We start from the raw sequence: 22,778 nt of genomic DNA, 5'->3' as shown, positions 1-22,778 counted from the left end.
GAGGAGCGGCGGTGCAGGGGCTCTACGGTGTCATCCGCAACTACGCGTGGGGATCGCAAGTCGACATCGCCCAGTTGCAAGGCCGGGAGGTGCCTGCCGACCTCCCCGAAGCCGAGGAATGGCTCGGGGCCCACCACAGCGCCCCATCGACGCTCCACGACGGACGGCCCCTCGACGACGCCATCGCCTCGGCCCCCGCCGAGATGCTCGGCCGGCGCGTCCTCGACCGCTTCGGCCCGAAGCTGCCGTTCCTGCTGAAGCTGCTCGCCGCCGGGAAGCCCCTGTCGCTCCAGGCGCACCCGAACCTGCGCCAGGCCAACTCGGGCCACCAGCGGGAGATGCGCATCGGCATCGACATGGCCTACCGCAACTACGTCGACGACAACCACAAGCCCGAACTCCTGGTGGCGCTCACCGAGTTCCGCGCGATGTGCGGCTTCCGCGACCCGCTCGCGGCCGCCGCGGACATCGAGGCGCTCGGCGTCTCCGAGCTCGAATCGCTGGTCGCCACGCTGCGCGACCCGAAGGCCGGGCTGCGCCGGGCCGTGCCGGACCTGCTCGGCCTCGGCCGCGAGGAGTGCCGCGGCATCATCGACGCCGCCGCGAAAGCGGCCGCCGAACTCGGGACCGCCGATGCGGCGGACCTGGTGAACCTGGCCCGCTCCTACCCCGACGACCCGGGCGTCCTGGTGAGCCTGCTGCTCAACCACATCACGCTGCAGCCCGGCGAGGGCGTGTACATGCCCGCGGGGAACCTGCACGCGTACCTCAAGGGCTTCGGCGTCGAGATCATGGCCGCCAGCGACAACGTGCTGCGCGGCGGCCTCACGAACAAGCGCGTCGACGTGCCGGAACTGCTGCGGGTCTTGGACTTCAACGCGATCGACGAGCCGCGCGCCCTCATCGAGGACGCCGGGCCGGTGCGCTCGTGGCCGGTCCCGATCGAGGACTTCGCGCTGCGCCGGGTCGAGCTCACCGGCGAGCCGGTCCGCATCGACATCGACGGCCCGCGGATCTGCCTGAGCACGGGCGGGAGCGTCACCGTCGCCGACGACCAGGGCGAGGTCGCCCTCTCCCCCGGCCGCGCGGCCTTCTCGGCGGGCGCTGCCGGCCCGATCACGGCGAGCGGCGAGGGCGAGCTGTTCATCGCCAGCGCGTAACGCCCCCAGAGCGAATGACGGCCCCGCACTCGAGTGCGGGGCCGTTTCCCTTGTGCAACGCGGGAACTTCGCGTACTAGGCGAGCTTCTTCTGGACGTCGATGTCGCGGCAGAAGCGGCGGTAGCCGACGGCCTCGTTGATGGCGATCATGTGGCTGTTGACCTCGGCGTTCCAGGTGTGCACGTACCGGAGCCTCGGCCGGTACTCGCGCAGCAGGCGCTGGTTGGCGATCTTGAGGATCGTGCCGAGCCGCTTGCCGCGGTGGGCCGGGTCGACGATCGTGTCGTTCTGGCCCGCATGGAGTTCGCTGCCCGGGTAGACGAGGATGTCGGTCATCCCGGCGACTTCGCCGGACTCGACGTGCCTGACGGCGGCGGCGAGTTGGAGTTCGCCGCGGTCGGCGCGCACGCGCTCCTCGTCGCGGACCCGCTCGACGTCGAAGACGGCCGGTCGGATGTCCAGCTCCTCGCCCATGGGCGGGTCGGTGTACATGCGGGCGCGCATCGCGGCGATGCCCTCGACGATGTCCTCGGGGGCGTGGTTGACCCACTGCACGAGCTCGTACCCGGCGGCCTTGGCCCAGGCGTCGGCGTAGAGCTTCGCGAGGTCGTCGTCGTTCACGGCGAAGAGGTCGTTGCGGCGGTGGATCTCGTTGTCGACGGCGGCGTAGCCGCGGGCCTTGGCGAATTCGCGGCCCGCGTGGTCCATCTCCGGCGCGTCTTCGACGGTTTCGGCGACGCCGGACAGGAGCGTGTCGCGGCCGAGTTCGGCGACGCGCTGCTCGAGGGATTCGAGCATGCGGGAGCCGACGCCGCGGCGGCGGTGGTCGGGGTGGACCTCGAGCTCGAAGCTCGCCAGGTGCTGGTTGTCCTTGAGGAAGAGGACGAGTTCGAAGGCGCCGACGATCACTCCGTCGACGCGGGCCGCGTAGCGCTCGACGTTGACGGCGGACGGATGGAGGAGCAGACGGAGCCGCTGGTGAGCGGGGCTGTAAGGGGCGTCGCCGGGCCGGTCGTGCTCGATGACGACGTTCTGCATGGCGATCCACGCCTCGACGAGGTCGGTGTCGAGGGGATCGATCGGGAGAATCTCAATGTCACTCATGGCCCCCGTACCGTCTCGCATCACGGGATGGGGTGCAAGCGAATAAATGAGGATGCATCGCGTTCAGCGCGCAAAAATGTGCCGGGCGGCCACCCCAGACCGCCCGGCACTCCCCCCGGTTTGGTATTCCCCGGCGTCTCGGTGATGGTTCCGGACCCTGTGGGCCCTCCGCATCTCCGTGACGCTGCGTATCTGCAATATTACCCACAGACTCAGCAGTGTCAAGCCGAAACACGCGTTGCCGGAAAATTTTTTCCGTGGCGCCCGCCTCAGTGCTCCACGCTGCCCCGGCAGTGGCGTTGTTCAGGTCTTCGAGGGGCGGCGCGTAGCATTTCTGCCATGACGAACACGCTGCGTGCCGACGACTACAAGGTCGCCGACCTCAAGCTGGCCGACTTCGGCCGCCACGAGATCCGCCTTGCCGAACACGAGATGCCCGGCCTGATGGCCCTGCGCGAGCGTTACGGCGCGTCCCGCCCGTTGGAGGGTGCCCGCATCACCGGGTCCCTACACATGACGATTCAGACCGCGGTGCTCATCGAGACGCTCACGGCGCTCGGCGCCGAGGTCCGCTGGGCCTCGTGCAACATCTTCTCCACTCAGGACCACGCCGCCGCCGCGATCGCGGTCGGCCCGGAGGGCACCCCGGAAGCGCCGCAGGGCGTCCCGGTGTTCGCCTGGAAGGGCGAGACCCTCGAGGAGTACTGGTGGTGCACCGAGCGCGCCCTCGACTGGGGCGATGAGCAGCCGAACCTGATCCTCGACGACGGCGGCGACGCCACGATGCTCGTGGTCAACGGCGCCAAGTACGAAGCCGACGGGGCCGTGCCGGACCTCGCCACCGCCGAGAGCGAAGAGGAGGGCGTCGTGCTGGCGCTCCTCGCCCGCTCGCTCAAGGAGGACCCGACCCGCTTCTCCCGCAAGGCCGCCGCCGTCAAGGGCGTGACCGAGGAGACCACCACCGGCGTGCACCGGCTCTACGAGCTGGAGCGCGAGGGCCGCCTGCCGTTCCCGGCGATCAACGTGAACGACTCGGTGACCAAGTCGAAGTTCGACAACAAGTACGGCGTGCGTCACTCGCTGGTCGACGGCATCAACCGCGCCACCGACGTGCTCATCGGCGGCAAGGTCGCACTCGTCTGCGGCTACGGCGACGTCGGCAAGGGCTCGGCGGAGTCGCTGCGCGGCCAGGGCGCGCGCGTCCTCGTCACCGAGGTCGACCCGATCTGCGCGCTGCAGGCGGCGATGGACGGCTACGAGGTGCTGACCATCGAGGACGCGGTCGAGTACGCCGACATCTTCATCACCACCACCGGCAACCGCGACATCATCACGATCGACCACATGCGCCGGATGAAGCACCAGGCGATCGTGGGCAACATCGGCCACTTCGACAACGAGATCGACATGGCCGGCCTCGCCGCCGAGCCGGGGATCAAGAAGCTCGAGGTCAAGCCGCAGGTCCACGAGTGGCAGTTCGCGGACGGGCACTCGATCATCGTGCTCAGCGAGGGCCGGCTCCTCAATCTGGGCAACGCGACCGGGCACCCGAGCTTCGTGATGAGCAACAGCTTCACGAACCAGGTGCTCGCCCAGATGGAGCTGCACACCAAGCTCGACCAGTACCCGATCGGCGTCTACACGCTGCCGAAGCACCTCGACGAGGAGGTCGCCCGCCTGCACCTCGACGCGCTCGGCGTCAAGCTGACGACGCTGTCGAAGAAGCAGGCCGACTACATCGGCGTGCCGGTCGAAGGGCCTTACAAGCCGGACCACTACCGGTACTGAGCGAAGCGAAGGGACGGTAGCGGCGGCACAGCCGGTACTAGGCAATGCGGAGCGGCCCGGGCCATTCGGTCCGGGCCGCTTCTGCGTGTCTAGAGCACGGCCTTGTCGATGACCGAGCGGGAGATCTTGGCGATCTCCTTGACGATCGAGACGCCCTTGGACTCGTTGGGGGCCTTGCTGGTCAGGATCGCCATCCGGATCGAGGGGACGCCGGACTTGGTGATGATCCCGCACGAGTTGACGACCCACAGGCCGCCGAGCGAGGAGCGGGAGTCCCAGCCGTTCTTGATCCAGACCTTCTCGCCGGTCTTCAGTGCGGAGCTGACGCCCCAGCGCTGGACGGAGGCGACGCCGCCCATGAGCCAGCGCGCGTGGTCCACCTCGGCCTGGGTGAGCCGGCCCTTGTAGAGCAGCTGGCCCATGATCTTCAGCTGGTCGGTGGCGTTCGTGGTGGTCAGGCCCCAGCGGCAGTCGGAGGAGGCCTTCGTGTACTGCAGGCCGTACCTGATGTGGGCGGCGGAGAGCGCACTGCAGCCGCCGACGTGGTTGTAGACCTTGGTGGCGGAGTCGTTGTTGGACCAGACGATCATCTGCCGCGCGTGCTCCCGGATGTCGGCGGGGATCGCGCTCACCGAGCTGTACTTCTCCAACAGCATCAGGAGGATCTCCATCTTGACGATGGAGGCGGTGTCGTGGATCAGGGTCTTGTTGGCGGTGATGAGGCGGGAACCGCGCGAGACGGCGACCGAGGCGACGGTCTGGGTTCCCGTGGTGCCCAAGTAGGTCTTGATGCGGTTGGCGAGTTCGGTCGAGAGCTCGGCGTCCGTCGGTCCGGCGGCGGAGGCGACAGTCGCGCCGTAGAGGGCGGCTCCTCCGGCGAGGGCGACGGCGGCGGGGATGCCGACGCGCAGGAGGGTGCGGCGGGAGGGCATGGGGGGACGTCGTTCGGGGGCGTGCTGCGTCATTGGGCAAGAGTATGAAACTGACTCAAGTCCCGTGGAGGCCGGTGCCCCCGTTGCCGTCCGGGAGTCCCGGGCGTGCCAGGGGCGCCCGGCCTCGGCCGGACGCCCGTGGACTTCGCTTGCGCCGCAGGGGACCCGCTACTCGGTCTCGATGACGTCGCGGGCGATCTTGGCGATCTCCTCCACGATCGGGATGCCTTCGACGTCGTCGACGGCGCCGCTGGTGAGGACGGCGAGCTTGACGGGGGCGTCGCCGTCGCCGCCGAGGACGCCGATCGAGTTGACGACCCAGAGTCCGTCGAGCTGCGACTCGACGTCCCAGCCGTTCTTGAGCCAGACGGTCTCGCCTTCCGCGGCGGCGGCCGAGATGCCCCAGGCCTGCTCTTCGATCACGGCGCCCATGAGTTCGCGGCCGAGGTCGACCTGCTCCTCGGTGAGGACGCCTTCATAGAGGTTGAGGTCGGTGAGGATGAGCTGGTCCGGGGCGCTGGACCAGCCGACGCCCCAGCGGCCCTGGGCGTCGACGGTGGTGTTCTGGAGGCCGTAGCGCTCGTGGGCGGCTTCGAGGGCCGCGACGCCGCCGAGGTAGTTGTAGAGGGTGGTCGTCGAGTTGTTGTCGGACTCGGTGATCATGAGCCGCAACTGCTCTCGCTGGTCCTCGGGGATCGCGTCGACCGAGCCCCAGTACTGCTGGACCATCGCGAGGATCTCGACTTTGACGATGGAGGCGGTGATGTGGGTCTGCTCGGGGTTGTAGTCGAGGTGCATGTCGCCGCGCTCGATGGCGACGGAGGCTTCGACGGCGGTGCCGGTGCCCGCGAGGTATTCGTCGATCCGGGTCTTGAGGTCGGCTTCGAGGTCCTCGCGGGAGGGGCCGAAGAGCGAGACGATCCCGTTCTCCGAGGCGTTGGCGGCGACCGTGGCTATCGCGCCGCCGCCGACGAGGACGGCCGCGGCGGGCACGCCGATCCGCAGGAGGTTGCGGCGGGTCGGGGTGAGGCGTCGGGAGGCTGGTTCGCTGTTGCGGATCATCCTTGCGAGGGTACGGAACCGGTCAAGCGAGAGTCAATGCCCCATCAAGGGAATTCATTGAACAGCAGGGGTTCGATATCTCATATCCGACCGAGGCAACCAAACCGCACTGCGGAGGGTACGCGGAAGGGGGGGGGGGGGGGGGCGGGCGGGGGGGGGGGGGGGGGTGGTGGGGGGGGGGGGGGGGGGGGGGGGGGGGGGCCCCCCCGCCCCCCCCCCCCCTTCTATGTCGCTGTGCCCCTTAGTAGGTGGGCAGGCTCGGGTCGACCTGGTTGATCCAGCCGAGCACGCCGCCCTGGACGTGGACGGCGTTCTTCAGGCCGGCGGCCTTCGCCGCGGCCAGCGCCTCGGCGGAGCGGACGCCCGCCTTGCAGTAGAACACCGCCTGCCTCTCGGTCGGCAGATCGGCGAGCGCGGCACCGGAGACGATGTCGCCCTTGGGGATCAGCCGGGAGCCGGGGATGCGCACGATCTCGTACTCGGCGGGCTCGCGCACGTCGATGAGGTCGATGTCGCGGCCTTCCTTGATCCACGTCTCGAGCTCGCGCGCGGTGATGGTGGAACCGATGACTGCCTCCGCTGCTTCGTCGGTCACTGAACCGCAGAAGTCTTCATAGTCGATGAGTTCGGTGACGGTGGCGTTCGGGCCGCAGACCGCGCAGTTGGGGTCCTTGCGGACCTTGATCTTGCGGTAGGTCATCTCGAGCGCGTCGTAGACCATGAGCGAGCCCACGAGCGGGTCGCCGATGCCGGTGAGGAGCTTGATGGCCTCGGTGACCTGGATCGAGCCGATCGAGGCGCAGAGGACGCCGAGCACGCCGCCCTCGGCGCAGCTCGGGACCATGCCGGGCGGCGGGGGCTCGGGGTAGAGGCAGCGGTAGCACGGGCCCTGGTCGGCCCAGAAGACCGAGGCCTGGCCGTCGAAGCGGTAGATCGAGCCCCACACGTACGGCTTGCCGAGCAGCACGGCCGCATCGTTGACCATGTAGCGGGTGGCGAAGTTGTCGGTGCCGTCGACGATGAGGTCGTACTGGCCGAAGATCTCGAACACGTTGTCGTTGTCGAGCACCGTGTTGTGGATGACGACGTTGACGTACGGGTTGATCTCGCGGATCGAGGCGGCGGCGGACTCGGCCTTGGGGCGGCCGATGTCGGACTGGCCGTGGATGATCTGGCGCTGCAGGTTCGACTCGTCGACGGTGTCGAACTCGGCGATGCCGATCGTGCCGACCCCGGCCGCGGCCAGATACATCAGGGCGGGGGACCCGAGGCCGCCCGCGCCCACACAGAGCACCTTGGCGTTCTTGAGTCGTTTCTGACCGTCCATGGCGACGTCGGGGATGATGAGGTGGCGCGAATAGCGGCGCACCTCGTCGACCGACAGCTCGGAGGCTGGTTCGACCAGCGGCGGCAAACTCATATTGTCAATAATGCATGTCCACAGGCTGGATATTCCACTGGGAAGCGCGATGTGCGGTTCTTCACCCGCGTGAGACGGATCGTCTCATCATCCGGAACGCCGGGGCGGCGTTCAGCGGTCGATGAAGTCGTCCGGCGGGAGGTCGGGGCCGTTGTAGTCCCCTGCGGGGCCCGAGACGTAGGTCGAGCTGTCGGGGTAGGGCCAGGCGTTGCCGGTGCAGCCCGCGAGCTGGTACGTCTGCTGGGCCATCACCGGGGAGGGCTCGCCCTCGGCGGGGCAGACCTCATGGCCGTGGCCGAGCCGGTGCCCGACCTCGTGGTTCACGGCGTACTGGCGGTAGGTGTCGAGGGTGCCGTCCCAGTGGCCGACGCCGGTGATCCAGCGGGCCGAGTTGATGACGACGTTGTCGCCGTTGCGGCATGAGACCGTCGTGTTCTGGGAGCCGCACAGGTAGGCGCGCTGCTCGGGGCTGGCGAGGAAGACCGTGAAGTCGGCGCCGCCGCCGTGCGGGACCTGCTGGAAGCGCCAGGCTCCGCCGGCGGTCCAGGAGCGGGGGTCGGCGAGGGTCGCGTTCACGAACGCGCCGAACTCGGCGGCGTCGAGTTCGAGCCCGTTCTCGACGGCCACGTCGTACTGGAGGAGGGTCCCGGAGTCGCCCACGACCGCGTCGTCCACGGGTACGGCGTACGTCCAGGTGCCGGTGCCGGAGAAGTACAGCGGCGGCGTGACCTCGGCCGCCACCTCGGGCGACGGCGGGACCGACTGGGGCGAGGCGGGGTCGGCGATGCTGGTCGGAGCGATCCGCTCGTCCTCGTCGAGGGCCTGCGGCTTCTCGGTGCCGCCGATCCCGAACGCGAAGTACAGGCCCGCGCCGGCCATGACGACCAGGATCGCGAAGAACACGAAGCGCCGCCTCCTGCGGAGTCTGCGCTTGCGTTCCAGCCGTCCCTCGGTCACCCCGCGAGTCTAAGACAGACAGAGCGGCGAGGGGCCGACACCGTGGTCTGTGTGGCGCGGTTCTTGTTCACATTACGGACATAGCGCTATCAGTGGGCTCCAGCGCGTCTCGGTATTCGTCGAGCATCGCGGTCATCGCGCGGGCTACGGCCTGCCAGCGCTCCATCATCGCCACGTGCCCGGTCCGGTCGAGGATGAGCAGCCGGGAGTCGGGGATCGCGAGCGCGGTGGGCGGCGCCTGTCGCACATCGATGACTTTATCCTGTTTGCCCCATACTACGAGGGTCGGGCACTCGATGGTCCGGGCGAGCCGCCACAGCGAATGCGTGCCGGGCACGAACGCCTGGAAGAACGAGGCCATGAGGCCACGGTAGGTCTGGATGTACGCGCGCGAGTTCCACGGCACGGCGAGGCGGCGACGGGCCTCGGCGATCGCCTCGCGGCGGCGCTGCGGGTGGATCACCGTGGGGTCCTCCCAGGTGCCGAGGATGATGTCGTCCACGACCTGCTCGGGCGTGCGCGACCTCATGGCCCGCTCGGCGAACCAGGCCATTCGCGGGAGTGCGAGCATCGGCACGAATCGCGACTGGTGCGAGCGGCGCGGGTTCGCGAACGGCATCGCGGGCGAGATGAGCGTCAGCGTGCGCACGAGGTTCGGACGGGTCGCCGCGAGGTAGACCGCGACGGCCCCGCCGAGCGAATGGCCCGCGAGGTGCACCGGGGCGCGGCCGGACTCCATGATCCACGCCGCCACGTCCTGTGCGAGGAGCGGGACCGTGACCCGCGGGGCCGGGGCCGAATGCCCGAACCCGGGCAGGTCGATCGCGTCCGCCGCGAGACGGTCCGAGAGCGCGTCGGCCAGATCGGTCCAGTTCTGCGCGGAGCCGCCGAGTCCGTGGATGAACACGGCGGGCTCGGCGCCGGGCGCGGTCGGCGGGGTGTGCCTGATGAACAGGCGGCGACGGCTGAGCTGATGCTCCACGCCAGGGAACGGCGGGTGCGGGCGGATCGGATTGCGAACCCCGTCCGCCTCAGCCAGTCGCGCCCGTTTCATGGAACCTAGTGTGTCACTTCACCCGCCAGCGCGCCCAAGGTAGCCGAAACCACCGCGCGAGAGCGTTCGGCGGTGACCACCGAGGCGCCCGAGAGGCGGCGCACCGAGCGGCCGTCGAGCCACAGGATGACGACGACGGCGGTCTTCACCGGCCCGGTGGGGACGATCGAGGCGTGCTCGACCTCGACCCGCACGTCGTTCGCGCCCAGGCGCGGGCGCAGGGCCTCGACGGTGGCCGCGGCGGCGGCGTGCTGGATGTGCCAGTCGATCGGCGGCACCGCCACCTTGCCCGTGGACTCCGTGTCGCCGAGCGCGAGGGTCACGCTGACCTCGGCTTCGAGCCCGGCGGACTCGATCTCGACGCGGCGCAGCTCGACCGGGCCGACCTTCGCCAGCTCGACCTCGGCGGACGGGGACTCGACCTGGTCGTGGACCTCCAGCTCGTCGGCGGTCTGCGGGCCGGGCTCGACCGCGCGCTGCTCGGCGACCACGGCCGAGACGACCGCGTGGACCTCGTCGGGGTCGACGCCCTCCTCGAGTTCGAGGCGGAGGCTGGCGTTGCCGTCGGGCGCGGTCACGTGGAAGGCGTCGCGGACGCCGGGGACCTGGCGCACGGCGTCGACGAGGCGCACGGATTCGGGGTCGTTCACGTCTTTCTCTACTGTCGCGGGAGGAGTGGGTTCGGCGAGCGGCGGGCGGTTCGCCGGAGGCGTGCGCAGCGGGGCCTGCTCGGTCACGGGCGGGCTGGGGACCGCCGCGGGCGAGACCTCGGTGACCGGCGGCTGCGGCTGCACGATCGGGAACTGCTCGGTCTGCTGCTCCGCGTTCGAAAGCGAGCGCGGCATCGGGGTGGGCGCGCTCGGCGTCGGCGGCGCGGCCTGGTGCGGGAGTTCGATCGGACCGGTGTGCTGCTGCGGAGCGGGCATCTGGACCGGCGACGGCTGGGTCTGGTCCTGCGGCGCCTCCTGCGCCGGGGACTCCTGCGGGGTGGCGGGCGGCGCGCTGTAATCCTGGGTCGGGCCGGGGGCCGAGCCGTTGGCGCCGGGCGGGGCGTACTCCTGGTTGGCGCCCGGAGGCGCACTGAGCTCACGATTCGCACCCGGCGGGGCGTACTCCTGGTTCATGCCCGGAGCGGCGCCGAACTCCGGGTTCGGGGTCTGCGGCGGCTGGGCGTTGAAGTCCTGGTTCACGGGCTGGCCGAACTGCGGGTTCACAGGCTCGCTCGGCACGGCCTGGCGGGGGGCGCTGTAGAACTGCTGCGCCGCGGCGTTCCGGTCCTGCGCGCTGTACTCCTGGTTCGCAGCGGGCGCGGACCCGTTCGCGCTCGGCGGACCGTAGTCGGCGTTCCCGGCGGGCGAGGGGCTGTACTGCTGGTTCGCGCCGGGCGGCGCGCTGTACTCCTGGTTGCCGCCCGGCTGCCCGAACTCCTGGTTCGGTTGCGGCGGGCCCTGGTTCGGGTGCTGCTGCTGGGCCGCGTAGTCGCCCGGCATCGGCGGGGCGCTGTAGCCCGGGTGCTGCTGCGGGGCACCGAAGTCCTGCTGCGTGCCCTGCTCCTGCGCGGGCGGCGCGCTGTACTCCTGGTTCGCCCCTGGCGGCGGCGCGAACGGCGACTGCTGCTGCTCGCCTTGGAAGTTCTGGGGGGCTTGGGAATGCTGCGGGGCGGGAGGGATCGGTTCGAACTGCTCGCCGGAAGTACGGCGGGTGGCCGGGACCATGGGGCCGGTCTCGGCGATCTCCACCGGCACGTTCGGCACCTGCCCGGTGGGGTCCTCGCTGTAGCGGTGGCGGCGCCCCCGGTCCGGGTCGAACCGGTACTGCTCCGGCGCCTGGCCCATCCCCTGGCGCGCCTCCTCGGCGGGCTCGGGAGCCTCCTCGGCGGGCGGGCCCCAAGACCTGCCGATGCGCCTGCGGGCGGGTCGTTCCTCCCCGCTCGGACGCTGCGGCTCATCCGGTCGGTTCTGGTCATACACCACTAGACAACTCCTTCATATTCCCGCCCTCAAGGTACCGTGGCGTGCCCAGTGACTCGAACCCGCGTTTGTCGCCCCCGTACGCTGGGAGACTGTAATTCAGGTTTCCGTAAACTTCGTTCAGGTCGCAAGAGCGGACCGCTGACGGATGGCCGACATGTGCCGAAGAGAGGTGCCGTGGTGAACAGCGCTGGTGAGGGCCGGGTCCGACTGCCCAGGAGCGAACGCCGGGCGCAGCTGCTGCGAGCCGCCCAGGACGTCTTCGTGTCCAAGGGCTACCACAGCACCTCCATGGACGACATCGCCGAGAACGCCGGGGTCTCCAAACCCGTGCTGTACCAGCACTTCACTTCGAAACTGGAGCTGTACCTGGCACTCCTCGACGGCCGCGCGGCCGAACTCGTCGGCCAGGTGCGGCACGCCCTTGAATCCACTGAGGACAACAAGGAGCGGGTCAACCGCGCCATGCGGGCCTACTTCGAGTTCGTGGACGCCCAGGGCGAGGCGTTCCGCCTCGTCTTCGAATCCGACCAGCGCAACGACCCCGAAGTGGCGGAGCGGGTCCTCAAGATGGAGGCCGACTGCGTGGCGGCCATGGCCGAGACCATCATGAGCGACACGCACGTCGACAAGGCCCGCGCTGAACTGCTCGCGACCGGCCTGCTCGGCATCGCCGAGATCTCCGCGCGGAAGTGGATCGCCTCCGGCCGCGCCATTCCGAAGGACGAGGCCGTGCAGCTCATGAGCACACTGGCCTGGCGCGGCATTTCGCATTTCCCGCGCGAAGGCGAAGCCGAGCACCAGTAGCCGGAGCCCCCTTCGAAGCGTTTCGCGTGAGCCATGCCACGCCCCCGCGCCGCCCCGTTCGCTCTCGGCGCACTCCGCCGCGCCGCTCCGGGGCGGGGCCCGCGAGTAGTCTTGCAACCGTAGCGACGTCACAGTATTTCGATTGAGGAGGTCCCGTGGAGGTCAAGATCGGTGTCCAGTACGCCCCACGCGAACTGGTGTTGGAGAGCAAGCTGTCGCCGAAGGACCTGTCCGAGACGATCGAGCAGGCCGTGACGAACGGCGGCGTCCTCCGTCTCGAAGACGACAAGGGCCGACAGGTGTTCATCCCCGTGGAGAAGATCGCTTACGTCGAGGTCGCCGCGACCAACGTACGGTCGGTTGGCTTCACCGTCGACGCCTGAGCTCGCGAAGGCCAGGCCGCCGACACGCGGCCCGACACCGTTTGCGCGCAATTGAAGGCCCGGAGCGCCCGCTCCGGGCCTTTCCTATTGCTGCAGCACCGTGAACGGCGCCGTGCCGCCCACCGGTTCGTCGCCGTTCCTGACGTCGTCGAGGCTGTTCGTGAAGACCCGGTACAAGGTCGAGTTCGCCACGATGATCACCGGCTCGCCGCGCTCGGCATTCACCCGCGACGGCTCGGCCGGGCTCGCCGCGATCTGCGTGATCGGAGGGAACCCGACAGTGCCCTCCTGCGGAACGGTCCGCGAATTGTCGATCGCGACCCGGAACAGCTGGTCATCGCCCCGCTCCCCCGCCACCCACAGGAAGTTCTCGGAACTCCAGGCCACGTCCGACACGCTCTCGATGTCCAGCCCGATACGCCGCGGAGACCCCACGGTCACGTTCCGGTCCGCGTCCACCTTCAGCGGCGCCACCCAGGCGTTGCCGTCCTCGACGTACGCCAGGCGCCGCCCGTCCGCCGCGAGCGTCATCGCGGTCACCTCCTCCCCGACACCGAGCGCCTGCGCGGTGTCGGTGGACGGGTCGACCAGCGTCGGCACGCCGTCGTCGATCACGAGCACGGCGTCCTGGCTGAGCCACTGCGGATCGGTGAGCGTCCCGCCGAGACCGGCGACCTCGCGCATCGCGGTGGTCGAGGCGCCGGTCTGCAGCACGTCGCCGCTCGAACCGGCCACGACCGCCGCGACGGTCCCCGTACGCCCGACCGCGACCTGCTCGAGCCCGGCGGCCTTGTAACCGACCCAGGGGTGCTCGGCGGAGCGCTGCGTGACCCCCTCCTCGGCCGAGTACTGCCATACCGTGTTGTTCGCGATGAAGTACGCCGTCTCGGGCAGATTCGGCGGGATGGCGTTCCAGTCCCGGAACTCGGCCGCGTCACCCTCGAAACGGATGTCGCCGTCGATCTTGAGCGTGAAGGCCCCTTCGATGCCGAAGCTCCAGACGATCTGCGCGGCGATCGCGTCGGCGGCCTCGTCTTCGATGGCCTCGCTGGGCGAGAGGTCGACCTCGAAGCCGTCCTCGCCGTCGTACCTGCCGCTGCTGTTGAGCGGGATCGCATTGCTCGCCGCGACGCCCGCGAAGTCGGGGGCCGGGCGCTGGAGGATCCAGGTGAAGAGCAGGCGCTGGCGGGTCTCGATGTCGAGCTCGTTGTAGATCCAGTGCAGTTCCGGGACGAGGAGGTCCTCCTGGCCGGCGGCCTGGAAGTAGATGGGCGCCTGCTCGTAGTCCTGGGTGAAGTGGTCGTAGTCGAGGGCCACCTGAACCGGCAGGGTGCTCATCTTCCAGGGCTCTTGGAAGTCCTGTCGCTGCATGGTGAACGTCTCGTCGTACTCGCCCGGGTTCGAGTGCATGCGGACCGAACCGTCATCGGCGTAGGAGCCGACGACCGAGCCGGTCACCGTCACCGTCACCACGTTGAGGTCCTCTGATTCGTTGAGGGACATCGAAAGGGACGCGACGAGGCTGATGCCGGCATCAGGCTCGGAGAACGGCTCCTCGCCGCTCACCGTGAACTCGTTGAGCCGGTCGTCGCGCCCGTCCGGGTCGCCCGAGGCGGCTTTGAGGAAGTTCGCGACGGTGTCAGTGGCGCTCGTGGTGGGGAGGTAGACCGTCGGGTTCGCCCCCGAGGAGGAGTCGAAGTCGGTCGGGGCGTCGCCCACGACCTCCGGTGCCTTGCCGGTGGGGATGCCGCACCCGGCCAGCGCCCAGGCGGCGGCCAGCGCGGTCGCGGCGGCGAGGCTAGTCCTGCGTCGCACGGCGGGCCTCCTTGCTCGGTTCGAGTCGCAGCGGGATCGGCGAGTTGATGACCCGGTTCCCGGCCTGCAGCGGGAGGGTGAGCACGAACAGCGTGCCCTCGCCGGGAGCGCCGGTGGCCTTGAGCGTGCCGGAGTGGAGCTTCGCGTCCTCCAGGCTGATCGCGAGGCCCAGGCCGGTGCCGCCGGTCTTGCGGTTGCGGGAGGGGTCGGCGCGCCAGAACCGGTCGAAGACGCGGTCGGCGTGGCCGGGTTTGAGGCCCACCCCGTGGTCGCGCACGGACACGGCCACGGCCGTGTCGCTCTCGGCGATCCTGATCTCGACCGGACGGCCCTCGGCGTGCTCGATCGCGTTCGACACGAGGTTGCGCAGGATGCGGTGAACGCGGCGCTGATCGACCTCGGCGATGACGCGGCGCTGCGGCTTCTTGATCGTGACCGCGACGCCGCATTCGCCCGCGAGGCGGGACAGGCCCTCCACCACGTCCTCGGCGATGCGGCCGACGTCCACGGCCTCCGTTTCGAGCGAGGCGAACCCGGAGTCGAAGCGGGAGATCTCCAGCAGCTCCTGGAGCAGGTCCTCGAAGCGGTCGATCTCGTGCTGGAGGAGCTCGGTGGAGCGCTTCGTGAGCGGGTCGAACTCGTCGCGGTTGTCGTAGAGCAGGTCGGCGGCCATGCGGATGGTCGCGAGCGGGGTGCGCAGCTCGTGCGAGACGTCGGAGGTGAAGCGCCGCTGCATCATCGACATCTCTTCGAGTCTGCGGATCTGGTTCTGGAGGTTCTCGGCCATGAGGTTGAACGACCCCGCCAGGCGGGCCAGGTCGTCCGAGCCGCGCACCTCCATGCGCTCGTGGAGGAGCCCCGCGGCGAGGCGCTGCGAGGTGCGGGCCGCCTCGCGGACCGGGGTGACGACGAGGCGGGTGACGAGTGCGGCGATGACGCCGAGGAGCAGCACGAGCGCGACCCCGGCGAGGGCCAGGTTGGTGCGCAGGAGCCCGATGGCCTCCTGCTGCGATTCGAGCGGGTAGAACGCGTAGATCTCGTAGTCGATGTTCAGGTCGATGTAGGAGCCGACGATGAGGTAGGGCTGGGGGTCTCCGCCTTCGATGTCGAACTCGGCGTACTGGGTCGCGATCTTGCCTTCGGCGACCGTGGCCTGGAGGTCCGCGCTCGGTTCGGCGCCGCCCGAGGTCGGGTGGGTCGCGGTCACCGCGCCGTCCGCGGTGCGGAGCATGATGTACGGCGCGTAGACCGGGTCCTCGGCGAGCTCGTTCACGATCCGCTGCATGGCCTTGGCGAGCGCTTCGTCAGAGGTGGTCGAGAAGGTGCCGAGCTGCTCGGCGGCGCGCTCGGCGGCGTTCTCGGTCTCCTCGACGGCCGTGTCCTGGCGTTCGTCGAGGAGCCCCGAGGTGACCGAGCCGGCCACGACGAAACTAAAGATGAGGACGAGGATCGTGGAGGCGATCAGGGTGGAGGAGACCACGCGCAGCTGGAGCGACGCCCGGAAGCGGTCGACCAGCGGACGTGAGGCGCGGCCCGCGTAGCGGGCGGCGCCCTGGGCGAGACGCCGCAGCCAAGCCGGCCTCTCGCGAGTCCGGCCCCGATCCGGAGCCACTAGCCCAATCCGGCTTTGTACCCGACGCCGCGCACGGTCTGGATGAGCTGGGGGCGCTCGGGGTCGGGCTCGATCTTGGCCCGCAGGCGCTGCACGTGGACGTTCACGAGGCGCGTGTCGGCCGAGTGCCGGTAGCCCCAGACCTGCTCGAGGAGCACCTGCCTGGTGAAGACCTGGCGCGGCTTGCGGGCCAGGGCCACGAGCAGGTCGAACTCGAGCGGCGTGAGCTTGACTTCGGCGCCGTTGAGGGTGACCTGGTGGGCGGGCACGTCGATCTGGACCTGGAGGCCGGGCTTGCCGATCTCGAGGCGTTCGGGCGTGACGTCGTCGCCGCGGCGCAGGCGGGCGCGGATGCGGGCCACCAGCTCCTTGGGTTTGAAGGGCTTGACGATGTAGTCGTCAGCGCCCGATTCGAGGCCGAGGACGATGTCCACGGTGTCCGACTTCGCGGTGAGCATGACGATCGGCACGCCGGATTCGCCGCGGATCGCCTTGGCGACGTCTATGCCGCTCATGCCCGGGAGCATGAGGTCCAGCAGGACGATGTCGGGTCGGTGCTCCTTGAACGCGGCAAGCGCCTTCTCGCCGTCGGTGACGAACGTGGGGGTGAAGCCTTCGGTCCGGAGGATGATGCCGAGCATCTCCGCCAGGGCCGGATCGTCGTCGACGACGAGTACACGTGCTCTCATGGACACCAGTTTTCCACCTCGCTAAAGGCTGAAGCACCACGGGTCTCTTACCCGTGGTGCTCCAACTGTAACGACTATCCGACGGACTTGGCGGCCCGTGCGGGGTCAGTGCCTGCGGCGATGGCTTCGAACGGCTCGCGGCCGGCCTGGATTTCACCGAGTTGGACCATTTCGCGCTTCGTGAAGAAGCCGACGATCCAGTCCGCGAGGACGCGGCCCTTGCGGCCGGTCCCGGGCACGCGCGACAGGTGGTAGCCGCGGTGCATGAGCCAGGCGAGCAGGCCCTTGGCCTTGAAGCCGTAGGTGTTCGCGACGCCCTTGTACAGGCCGAGACCCGCGACCGAGCCGATGTACTTGTGCTCGTACGGCTTGAGTTCGCGGCCGACGTGCGTGCGGTACACGTTCTCGGCCAGGATCGCGGCCTGGCGGACGGCGTGCTGCGCGGACGGCGTGCACCAGTCCATCGGGAAGTCCGAGGTGTCGGGCACCTGCGTGGAGTCGCCGGCGCCCCAGGCGCCCTCGACGACCTCGCCGACGGTGTGCTTGCCGGCCTCGACGCCGGTGGCGACCTGGAGGCGGGTGTTGCACTCGAGGTGGCCGCGCGGGCCGATCGGCAGGTCCGACTTCTTGAGCATCGGGTGCGGCATGACGCCGGCGGTCCAGATGATCGTGTCGGTGTCGAACTCCTCGCCGTCGGTGAGGATGACGTGGCCGTCGATGCAGGACTTGAGGGTCGTGCCGAGCCGGATGTCGACGCCGCGCTTGGTGAGCTCGCGGGCCGCGTAGGCGCCCATCTCGGGGCCGACCTCGGGGAGGATCTTGTTCGCGTACTCGACGAGGTACCACTTGATCTCGTCGGCGTCGAGCATCGGGTAGTTCTTCACGATGTTCGCCGTGAGGTCCTCGAGCTCGCCGAGGGTCTCCGCGCCGGCGAAGCCGCCGCCGACGGTCACGAACGTGAGGGCCTTGCGGCGCACGTCCGGGTCCTCGGTGGTGGCGGCGATGTCGAAGCGCTGGAGCACGTGGTTGCGCAGCCAGATCGCCTCGCCCATCGACTTGATGCCGATGGCGACGTCAGCCAGGCCCGGGATGGGCAGCGGGCGGGTGACGGAGCCGGGGGCGACGATGACCTCGTCGTACTCGACCTCGCGGGCGGGTCCGACGAACGGCTGCACGACGAGCTTGCGCTCGGCGTGGTTGATCTCGGTGACCGCACCGGTGAGGATGGTGCAGAGCTTGAGGGCCTGTCGGAGCGGCACGACACCGTGACGCGGGGAGATGGAGCCAGCGGCCGCCTCGGGCAGGAACGGCTGGTAGGTCATGTGCTGGTTGGGGTCGATGACCATCAGTTCAACTTGACCGCGCTTGATATCGCTCTTCAAGAGCTTGCTCAAGCGTTCGGCAACGTAGAAACCGACGTGACCGGCACCTATCACGACAATACGTTTCACGGGTTCAATTCTGTCCTTACTCAGGGGTTCTTGTGTAGTGAACGCGCGAGGACGTAGATCACTGTTACCGCTGCCACGATCCCGGCCGCGATGACGAGACCGGCCGCGAGACCGGTGAAATACGCGGTGAACAGGGCCAGAATACCGGCCACGACCACAGTCGATGCAAGGACGATCCCCAGGTGGCGGGCCCAGGTGAGGATGATCTCACCGTCCATTGCGGTAGTTGTTCGGAAGCGCTGCGTCACGGCGGCCGTGGCGTGGGCCGTATACAGCAGGCACGCGATCGCGGTGGCCGTCCACAAGGACGACCCGCCTTCGTTCAGGGCGCCGCTGACGAGCCAGGAGGCGAGCACGAACAGGATCGCGAGGGTCGGCGCGAGCCCGCCGGGGCGCAGGACCGCGGCGAGCGCGAAGAGCGCGGCGGCGCCGACGTAGAACCCGGCCGCGGCCCACTCGAGCGGGACCGCGATCTCGGCGGCGGCGAACAGCGGCAGCGCGATCACCAGCCGCAGCAGGACACCGGCGGGCGCGACGCGGCGGGCCCAGGACACGCTGCCGGCCTTGCCCGCTCTGAGTCGGTCGCGGGCGCCTTCGCTGACGGCCTGGACGAGGCTGCGGCGGATGTCGCTCATCTATGACTCGCAAGCTTCGAGGGGCTCATTCATGACTCGCAAGCTTCGTCAAGGGGGGGCTCATCGGTAGCGCCTCCGGTTCAGTTCGGCGAGCACGTTGTCGAGCGACGCCGAACCCTGCCAGGGCTCGACGGCGACGCCGAGGTCGCGCAGCTCCATCACGGTGTTGGCCCGCGAGAGCCGCCACAGCCGCTCCGCGTACGGCGTCCAATGTGTGCGGTCGGGCGGCGAGACGTGCGGCGGCAGGGTGTCGACGCAGAGCACCGGCCGACCCGCGCGGGCGATCGCGGCGACCAGCGCCAGCGAGCGGTCGGTGAGCAGCGGTGTGAAGACGACGTTCAGGCTGCGCTGCCCGGCGAGCTGGCGGCGCAGCATTTCGGGCGAGGGCGGCAGCGGGTCCGGCGGCATGTCGACCGACGCGAGCCAGCGGAGTGTCGCGGCGGCGTGGCGGCGGCCGGCCCCGGCCCGCATCCGGCGGCCGCGGGCGCCGAACTCGATGCAGGCCACGCGGTCGCCCTGGAGCGCGTAGTGGGAGGCCACGGCCCCTGCCGCGCGCACGGTGAGGTCGGCGATCGAGGCCGCGCCGTCCAGGCCGCCGGAGACGCCGGCCTCGACCTGGAGGTCGAGGACCAGTGTCACGTCCGTGTCGCGTTCCGAGAGCGTGGCGTTGACGTACAGGTCCTGGCTGCGCATCGAAGTGCGCCAGTCGATGCGGCGCAGGCGGTCGCCCGGCTGGTAGAGGCGGACCTCGGCGAGCTCGCCGGAGTCGCCGCCGCGGCGGGAGCGGTGCACGCCCGTGACGCCGTCGGCGAACGGCAGGGACTCGGCCGAGTCGAACCAGTCGGGGACGGGCAGGACCCACACGGTCGCGCCGTGCAGGCGCTGCACCGTGGTCTCGAGGAGGCCGCCGCACGCGATCGAGCGGACGTGGATCGGCCCGAGATGATGGCCGCCCCAGCGGCGGGCCCGCCCGGCGACGATCATGTCGCGCCCGGACCCGGGGGCGAGGCGTTCGGCGAAGTCGCCCTTGCCGGTGTGCAGGTCGATCCAGGGATCGGCGGCCGCGGTGACGAGCGTGGTGATCGGGACCGGCTCGGGGTTGACGACCGTGAGGCTCGCGGCGGCCGTCGCGCCCTCGGCCGTGGTGGCGTCGTCGACCGGGACGAGCCTGGCCTCGGGCGGGCGCGTCGGCCGGTGCTGGAGCAGCATCGCGGTGCCGATGGCGAAGGGCGCGGCGATGAGCACGAGGTCGATGCGGCCGAACGCGACCGAGACGAGCAGGCAGACCGCGACGAGCGCGACGGCCCGCGTCAGGGCCGGCGTGCGGCGCCACGTGATGGGCGGCTCGGACTGCACCCGGCCGACGGGCCGGGCGCTGTCAGTGCGCAGACTCAGCGCGGGATCGCCTGCGAGTGTCATTGCGGCACAGAATAAGTGGGGGCCTGAGCGGTCTGGGGCGCGGCGACGCCCTGGCAGATGTCGGCGACCACGGAAGCCGGGTCGATGCGGCGCATCCAGAGCTCGGGCTTGAGGGTGATGCGGTGGGCGAGGGCAGCGCCCGCGACGCCCTTGACGTCGTCAGGGGTCACGAAGTCGCGTCCAGAAAGGACGGCCAGCGCACGGGACGCGAGCAGCAGCGCGAGCGAACCGCGAGGCGAAGCGCCGACCTGGACCTGGGCGTGGCCGCGGGTCGCGTTGGTGATGGCGACCATGTAGCGGCCGACGGAGTCCTCGACGGTGACGTTCTCGAGGGCCCGCTGCATGCCCACGAGTGTCGCGGCGTCGATCACGGGGTCGAGGTCGACGGACTCGGCGCGCCGGGAGATGCGCCGCTGCAGGACCTCCCACTCCTCGTCAGGGGTCGGGTAGCCGAACGAGACGCGGAGCAGGAACCGGTCGAGCTGCGCCTCGGGAAGCTGGTAGGTGCCCTCGAACTCGACGGGGTTGGAGGTGGCGAGCACGGTGAACGGCTCGGGGAGCAGGTGCGTCTCGCCCTCCACCGACACCTGGCGCTCCTGCATGGCTTCGAGGAGCGCCGACTGCGTCTTCGGGGGCGTCCGGTTGATCTCGTCGGCGAGCAGGAGGTTGGTGTGGACGGGTCCCTTGCGGTAGACGAACTCGCCGCTCTTCTGGTTGTAGAGGAGCGAGCCGGTGACGTCGGCGGGCAGCAGGTCGGGAGTGAACTGCAGGCGCCGGAAGTCGAGGCCGAGGCTCTGGGCGAAGCAGCGCGCGGTGAGCGTCTTGCCTAGGCCCGGAAGGTCTTCGAGCAGGATGTGGCCCCCGGCGAGGATCCCGGCGAGGACCAGTTTCAGCGGCTCGTCCTTGCCGACGATCACCGACTGGACGGATTTGAGGACCGCGCTCGCGTGGTGGGCGACCTGGTCGAGGCTGATGCTCGGGGTGTCTGACATTAGATCTCCTCGATGGCTTGCAGGTATTCGCCGAGCTGCCGAGGGGTCGGGCAGTCGGGCGCGGGCTGGGTGAGGAACAGGAACACGGGGTCGCCGAGCAGCTCCCGGCACTGGTCCGGCTGCTCGGCGAGCGAGAGGCCGCGCCGGAGCCGGAGCCGTTCGGAGGCGACCTCGACGAGCTGCTGCTTCGCGTTCGTGCCTTCGAAGCGGCCGGGTTTGGCCTCGGCGAAGATGAGCCGGTCCTCCCAGCGGTTGACCTCGGTGAAGGGCCGCCAGCTGGGTTCGTTCACGGAGGTGGTGAGGATCGGCGGGGCCTTCTCGGTGTCGGCGCGCATCCCGTTCACGACGGAGTTGGCGAGCAGCGCGGCCAGGGAGAGCAGCACGAGCTGCCAGATCGCGAAGTCGACCCCGCTGACTCGGGCGGCGCCCCAGAACACGACGGCCAGCGCGACGGCGCCGACGGCGGGCCACAGCCGCAGGCGCCCGAACGGGGCGAGGAAGTCCTTCATCGGCCCGCCCTGACGCCGAGCTGCGCTTGGAGCGCGATGAGCGCGTCCCGGGCCTGGTCGCGGTCGGCCTCGACGACCTGGTGCGGCGAGTAGCGGGCGCGGAGGTAGGCCTCGGAGAGGCGGTGCAGCGCGGAGCCGTCGAGTTCGTGGCGGACCAGGAGCTTCCTGACGAGATCCGAAGGCGTGTCGGAGGATTCGCGTTCGATGCCGACGGCTTCGGAGGCCCGTTCGAAGTGCAGCCAGCAGGCCATGATCGCCGCCCGCGGGTCGTCGCCGAGGTCCATCTCGGCGAGGGCGGCGTTGACGGCCTCCTCGACGAGCGTGAAGTCCCGGTGCAGGTACTCGGGTTCGGGTTCGCCGACACCGCTGCTGGGCGGCGCGTCGGCGAGCCAGTCGATGAGCTTGCGCGCGAAGAAGAGCAGCACGAAGCAGAGCGGTACGCCGACGAGCAGGCCGAGGACCGCCCAGGAGACCCAGGACGGGAAGGAGAAGGTGTCGCGGGGCTCGCCGTTCTCCATACCCGTCGGGATCTCCAGCGACGGCTGAAGCTGCGCGGGAGGCGACTCCCGGTCGCCCGTCGACGTCGGAACCTCGGCCTCGTCCCACTGCAGCCCGGCCCCCTGCGCGGCCAACCCGACCACCAGCAGCGCCGCGACCACCACGAGCACGGGCAGCCAACGCCGCATCACCGCGGCTCGCCGCTGCGTATCGGGGTGCGCCATACGGAACCTCAAGGGGGTGCTCATCTTCCGGGAGTTACGCGCCCCACCCTATGCCAACCCCGCTGCAACCGCCTACCACCGTCGCCACTCGGAAAACGACTTCACGACACTGTCTCGCAACCGACAGTGTCGTTCGCATGCACCGGCCTCGACCAGCTCGACAGCTGGGGCGACCGGGCACTCGAGATCGAGCGCGTCGAAGAGCTCTTCGACTAGCGACAACGACCTTTCGGGCGGGGGCGGGCCGGGAGGTCCGGCCCCCCCGGTGTGTGCTTCCGGTGAGTGTTCCGGGGGGGG

Annotated in this window: 20 protein-coding genes; 4 read left to right on the top strand and 16 right to left on the bottom strand. The window is 69.9% G+C overall.

Features of this window, described 5'->3' with window-relative positions; all coding sequences use genetic code 11:
• The first annotated feature begins 11 nt into the window (after positions 1 to 11).
• Entirely contained in the window at positions 12 to 1,160 is a 1,149-nt protein-coding gene (gene manA, locus O1R50_RS03120) for a mannose-6-phosphate isomerase, class I (protein ID WP_270108402.1), read from the top strand.
• 75 nt (positions 1,161 to 1,235) lie between these two features.
• On the opposite strand, the gene O1R50_RS03115 is transcribed toward manA, so the two are convergent.
• A complete protein-coding gene (locus tag O1R50_RS03115) occupies positions 1,236 to 2,264 on the bottom strand; it encodes a GNAT family N-acetyltransferase (protein WP_270108401.1) in 1,029 nt (342 codons plus the stop codon).
• Positions 2,265 to 2,603: 339 nt separating this feature from the next.
• Between O1R50_RS03115 and ahcY the strand changes: the two genes are divergently transcribed.
• Positions 2,604 to 4,052, top strand: coding sequence for an adenosylhomocysteinase (ahcY, locus tag O1R50_RS03110; RefSeq protein WP_270108400.1), 1,449 nt, complete (start codon positions 2,604 to 2,606; stop codon positions 4,050 to 4,052).
• Between the two features lie 89 nt (positions 4,053 to 4,141).
• Here the strand turns inward: ahcY and O1R50_RS03105 are convergent, their stop codons facing one another.
• From O1R50_RS03105 to O1R50_RS03080, 6 genes are all read right to left on the bottom strand, one after another.
• Positions 4,142 to 5,017: a hypothetical protein gene (locus O1R50_RS03105; RefSeq protein ID WP_270108398.1), complete on the bottom strand. Its 876-nt coding sequence runs from the start codon at positions 5,015 to 5,017 to the stop codon at positions 4,142 to 4,144.
• Positions 5,018 to 5,152: 135 nt separating this feature from the next.
• Positions 5,153 to 6,046, bottom strand: a complete 894-nt coding sequence (locus tag O1R50_RS03100) for a serine hydrolase (RefSeq protein WP_270108397.1) — start codon at positions 6,044 to 6,046, stop codon at positions 5,153 to 5,155.
• Positions 6,047 to 6,287: 241 nt separating this feature from the next.
• The gene (gene moeZ / locus O1R50_RS03095; RefSeq protein WP_270108396.1) at positions 6,288 to 7,466 is read right to left on the bottom strand and encodes an adenylyltransferase/sulfurtransferase MoeZ; all 1,179 of its coding nucleotides are present in this window, start codon (positions 7,464 to 7,466) and stop codon (positions 6,288 to 6,290) included.
• Between the two features lie 111 nt (positions 7,467 to 7,577).
• Positions 7,578 to 8,423, bottom strand: coding sequence for a DUF3152 domain-containing protein (locus O1R50_RS03090; RefSeq protein WP_270108395.1), 846 nt, complete (start codon positions 8,421 to 8,423; stop codon positions 7,578 to 7,580).
• Positions 8,424 to 8,490: 67 nt separating this feature from the next.
• Complete coding sequence (locus tag O1R50_RS03085; RefSeq protein WP_270108394.1) at positions 8,491 to 9,477, bottom strand: alpha/beta fold hydrolase; 987 nt, start codon at positions 9,475 to 9,477, stop codon at positions 8,491 to 8,493.
• Positions 9,478 to 9,482: 5 nt separating this feature from the next.
• A complete protein-coding gene (locus O1R50_RS03080) occupies positions 9,483 to 11,450 on the bottom strand; it encodes a hypothetical protein (RefSeq protein ID WP_270108393.1) in 1,968 nt (655 codons plus the stop codon).
• 177 nt (positions 11,451 to 11,627) lie between these two features.
• On the opposite strand from O1R50_RS03080, the gene O1R50_RS03075 reads away from it, so the two are divergent.
• Together O1R50_RS03075 and O1R50_RS03070 are read left to right on the top strand one after the other, a co-directional pair.
• On the top strand, positions 11,628 to 12,254 hold the full coding sequence (locus tag O1R50_RS03075; protein ID WP_270108392.1) for a TetR/AcrR family transcriptional regulator: 627 nt from the start codon (positions 11,628 to 11,630) through the stop codon (positions 12,252 to 12,254).
• A gap of 155 nt (positions 12,255 to 12,409) precedes the next feature.
• Positions 12,410 to 12,637: a DUF3107 domain-containing protein gene (locus O1R50_RS03070; RefSeq protein ID WP_205326848.1), complete on the top strand. Its 228-nt coding sequence runs from the start codon at positions 12,410 to 12,412 to the stop codon at positions 12,635 to 12,637.
• A gap of 84 nt (positions 12,638 to 12,721) precedes the next feature.
• Here the strand turns inward: O1R50_RS03070 and O1R50_RS03065 are convergent, their stop codons facing one another.
• From O1R50_RS03065 to O1R50_RS03025, 9 genes are all read right to left on the bottom strand, one after another.
• The gene (locus tag O1R50_RS03065; RefSeq protein ID WP_270108391.1) at positions 12,722 to 14,452 is read right to left on the bottom strand and encodes an LpqB family beta-propeller domain-containing protein; all 1,731 of its coding nucleotides are present in this window, start codon (positions 14,450 to 14,452) and stop codon (positions 12,722 to 12,724) included.
• Entirely contained in the window at positions 14,436 to 16,064 is a 1,629-nt protein-coding gene (gene mtrB, locus O1R50_RS03060; protein ID WP_270108389.1) for an MtrAB system histidine kinase MtrB, read from the bottom strand. The genes O1R50_RS03065 and mtrB overlap by 17 nt, the downstream gene beginning before the upstream one ends.
• Positions 16,064 to 16,753 carry an MtrAB system response regulator MtrA gene (gene mtrA / locus O1R50_RS03055; protein ID WP_030155693.1) on the bottom strand — a complete coding sequence of 230 codons (690 nt, stop codon included), beginning with the start codon at positions 16,751 to 16,753 and terminating at the stop codon, positions 16,064 to 16,066. The genes mtrB and mtrA overlap by 1 nt, the downstream gene beginning before the upstream one ends.
• A gap of 74 nt (positions 16,754 to 16,827) precedes the next feature.
• On the bottom strand, positions 16,828 to 18,204 hold the full coding sequence (locus O1R50_RS03050) for an NAD(P)/FAD-dependent oxidoreductase (protein ID WP_408612584.1): 1,377 nt from the start codon (positions 18,202 to 18,204) through the stop codon (positions 16,828 to 16,830).
• Between the two features lie 20 nt (positions 18,205 to 18,224).
• Positions 18,225 to 18,839, bottom strand: a complete 615-nt coding sequence (locus O1R50_RS03045) for a hypothetical protein (protein ID WP_270108387.1) — start codon at positions 18,837 to 18,839, stop codon at positions 18,225 to 18,227.
• A gap of 60 nt (positions 18,840 to 18,899) precedes the next feature.
• On the bottom strand, positions 18,900 to 20,258 hold the full coding sequence (locus O1R50_RS03040) for a DUF58 domain-containing protein (RefSeq protein ID WP_270108386.1): 1,359 nt from the start codon (positions 20,256 to 20,258) through the stop codon (positions 18,900 to 18,902).
• A complete protein-coding gene (locus tag O1R50_RS03035; RefSeq protein ID WP_270108385.1) occupies positions 20,255 to 21,250 on the bottom strand; it encodes an AAA family ATPase in 996 nt (331 codons plus the stop codon). The genes O1R50_RS03040 and O1R50_RS03035 overlap by 4 nt, the downstream gene beginning before the upstream one ends.
• Positions 21,250 to 21,759, bottom strand: coding sequence for a hypothetical protein (locus O1R50_RS03030; RefSeq protein WP_270108384.1), 510 nt, complete (start codon positions 21,757 to 21,759; stop codon positions 21,250 to 21,252). Before O1R50_RS03030 ends, O1R50_RS03035 begins: the two co-directional genes overlap by 1 nt.
• Positions 21,756 to 22,481 carry a DUF4129 domain-containing protein gene (locus tag O1R50_RS03025; protein WP_270108382.1) on the bottom strand — a complete coding sequence of 242 codons (726 nt, stop codon included), beginning with the start codon at positions 22,479 to 22,481 and terminating at the stop codon, positions 21,756 to 21,758. Before O1R50_RS03025 ends, O1R50_RS03030 begins: the two co-directional genes overlap by 4 nt.
• Positions 22,482 to 22,778 lie beyond the last annotated feature (297 nt).

This window comes from Glycomyces luteolus (assembly GCF_027622875.1).
Classification (GTDB): domain Bacteria; phylum Actinomycetota; class Actinomycetes; order Mycobacteriales; family Micromonosporaceae; genus Glycomyces; species Glycomyces luteolus.
The sequence above is the reverse complement of the archived record's forward strand: the minus strand, read 5'-3'. Positions and strand labels throughout refer to the sequence as shown.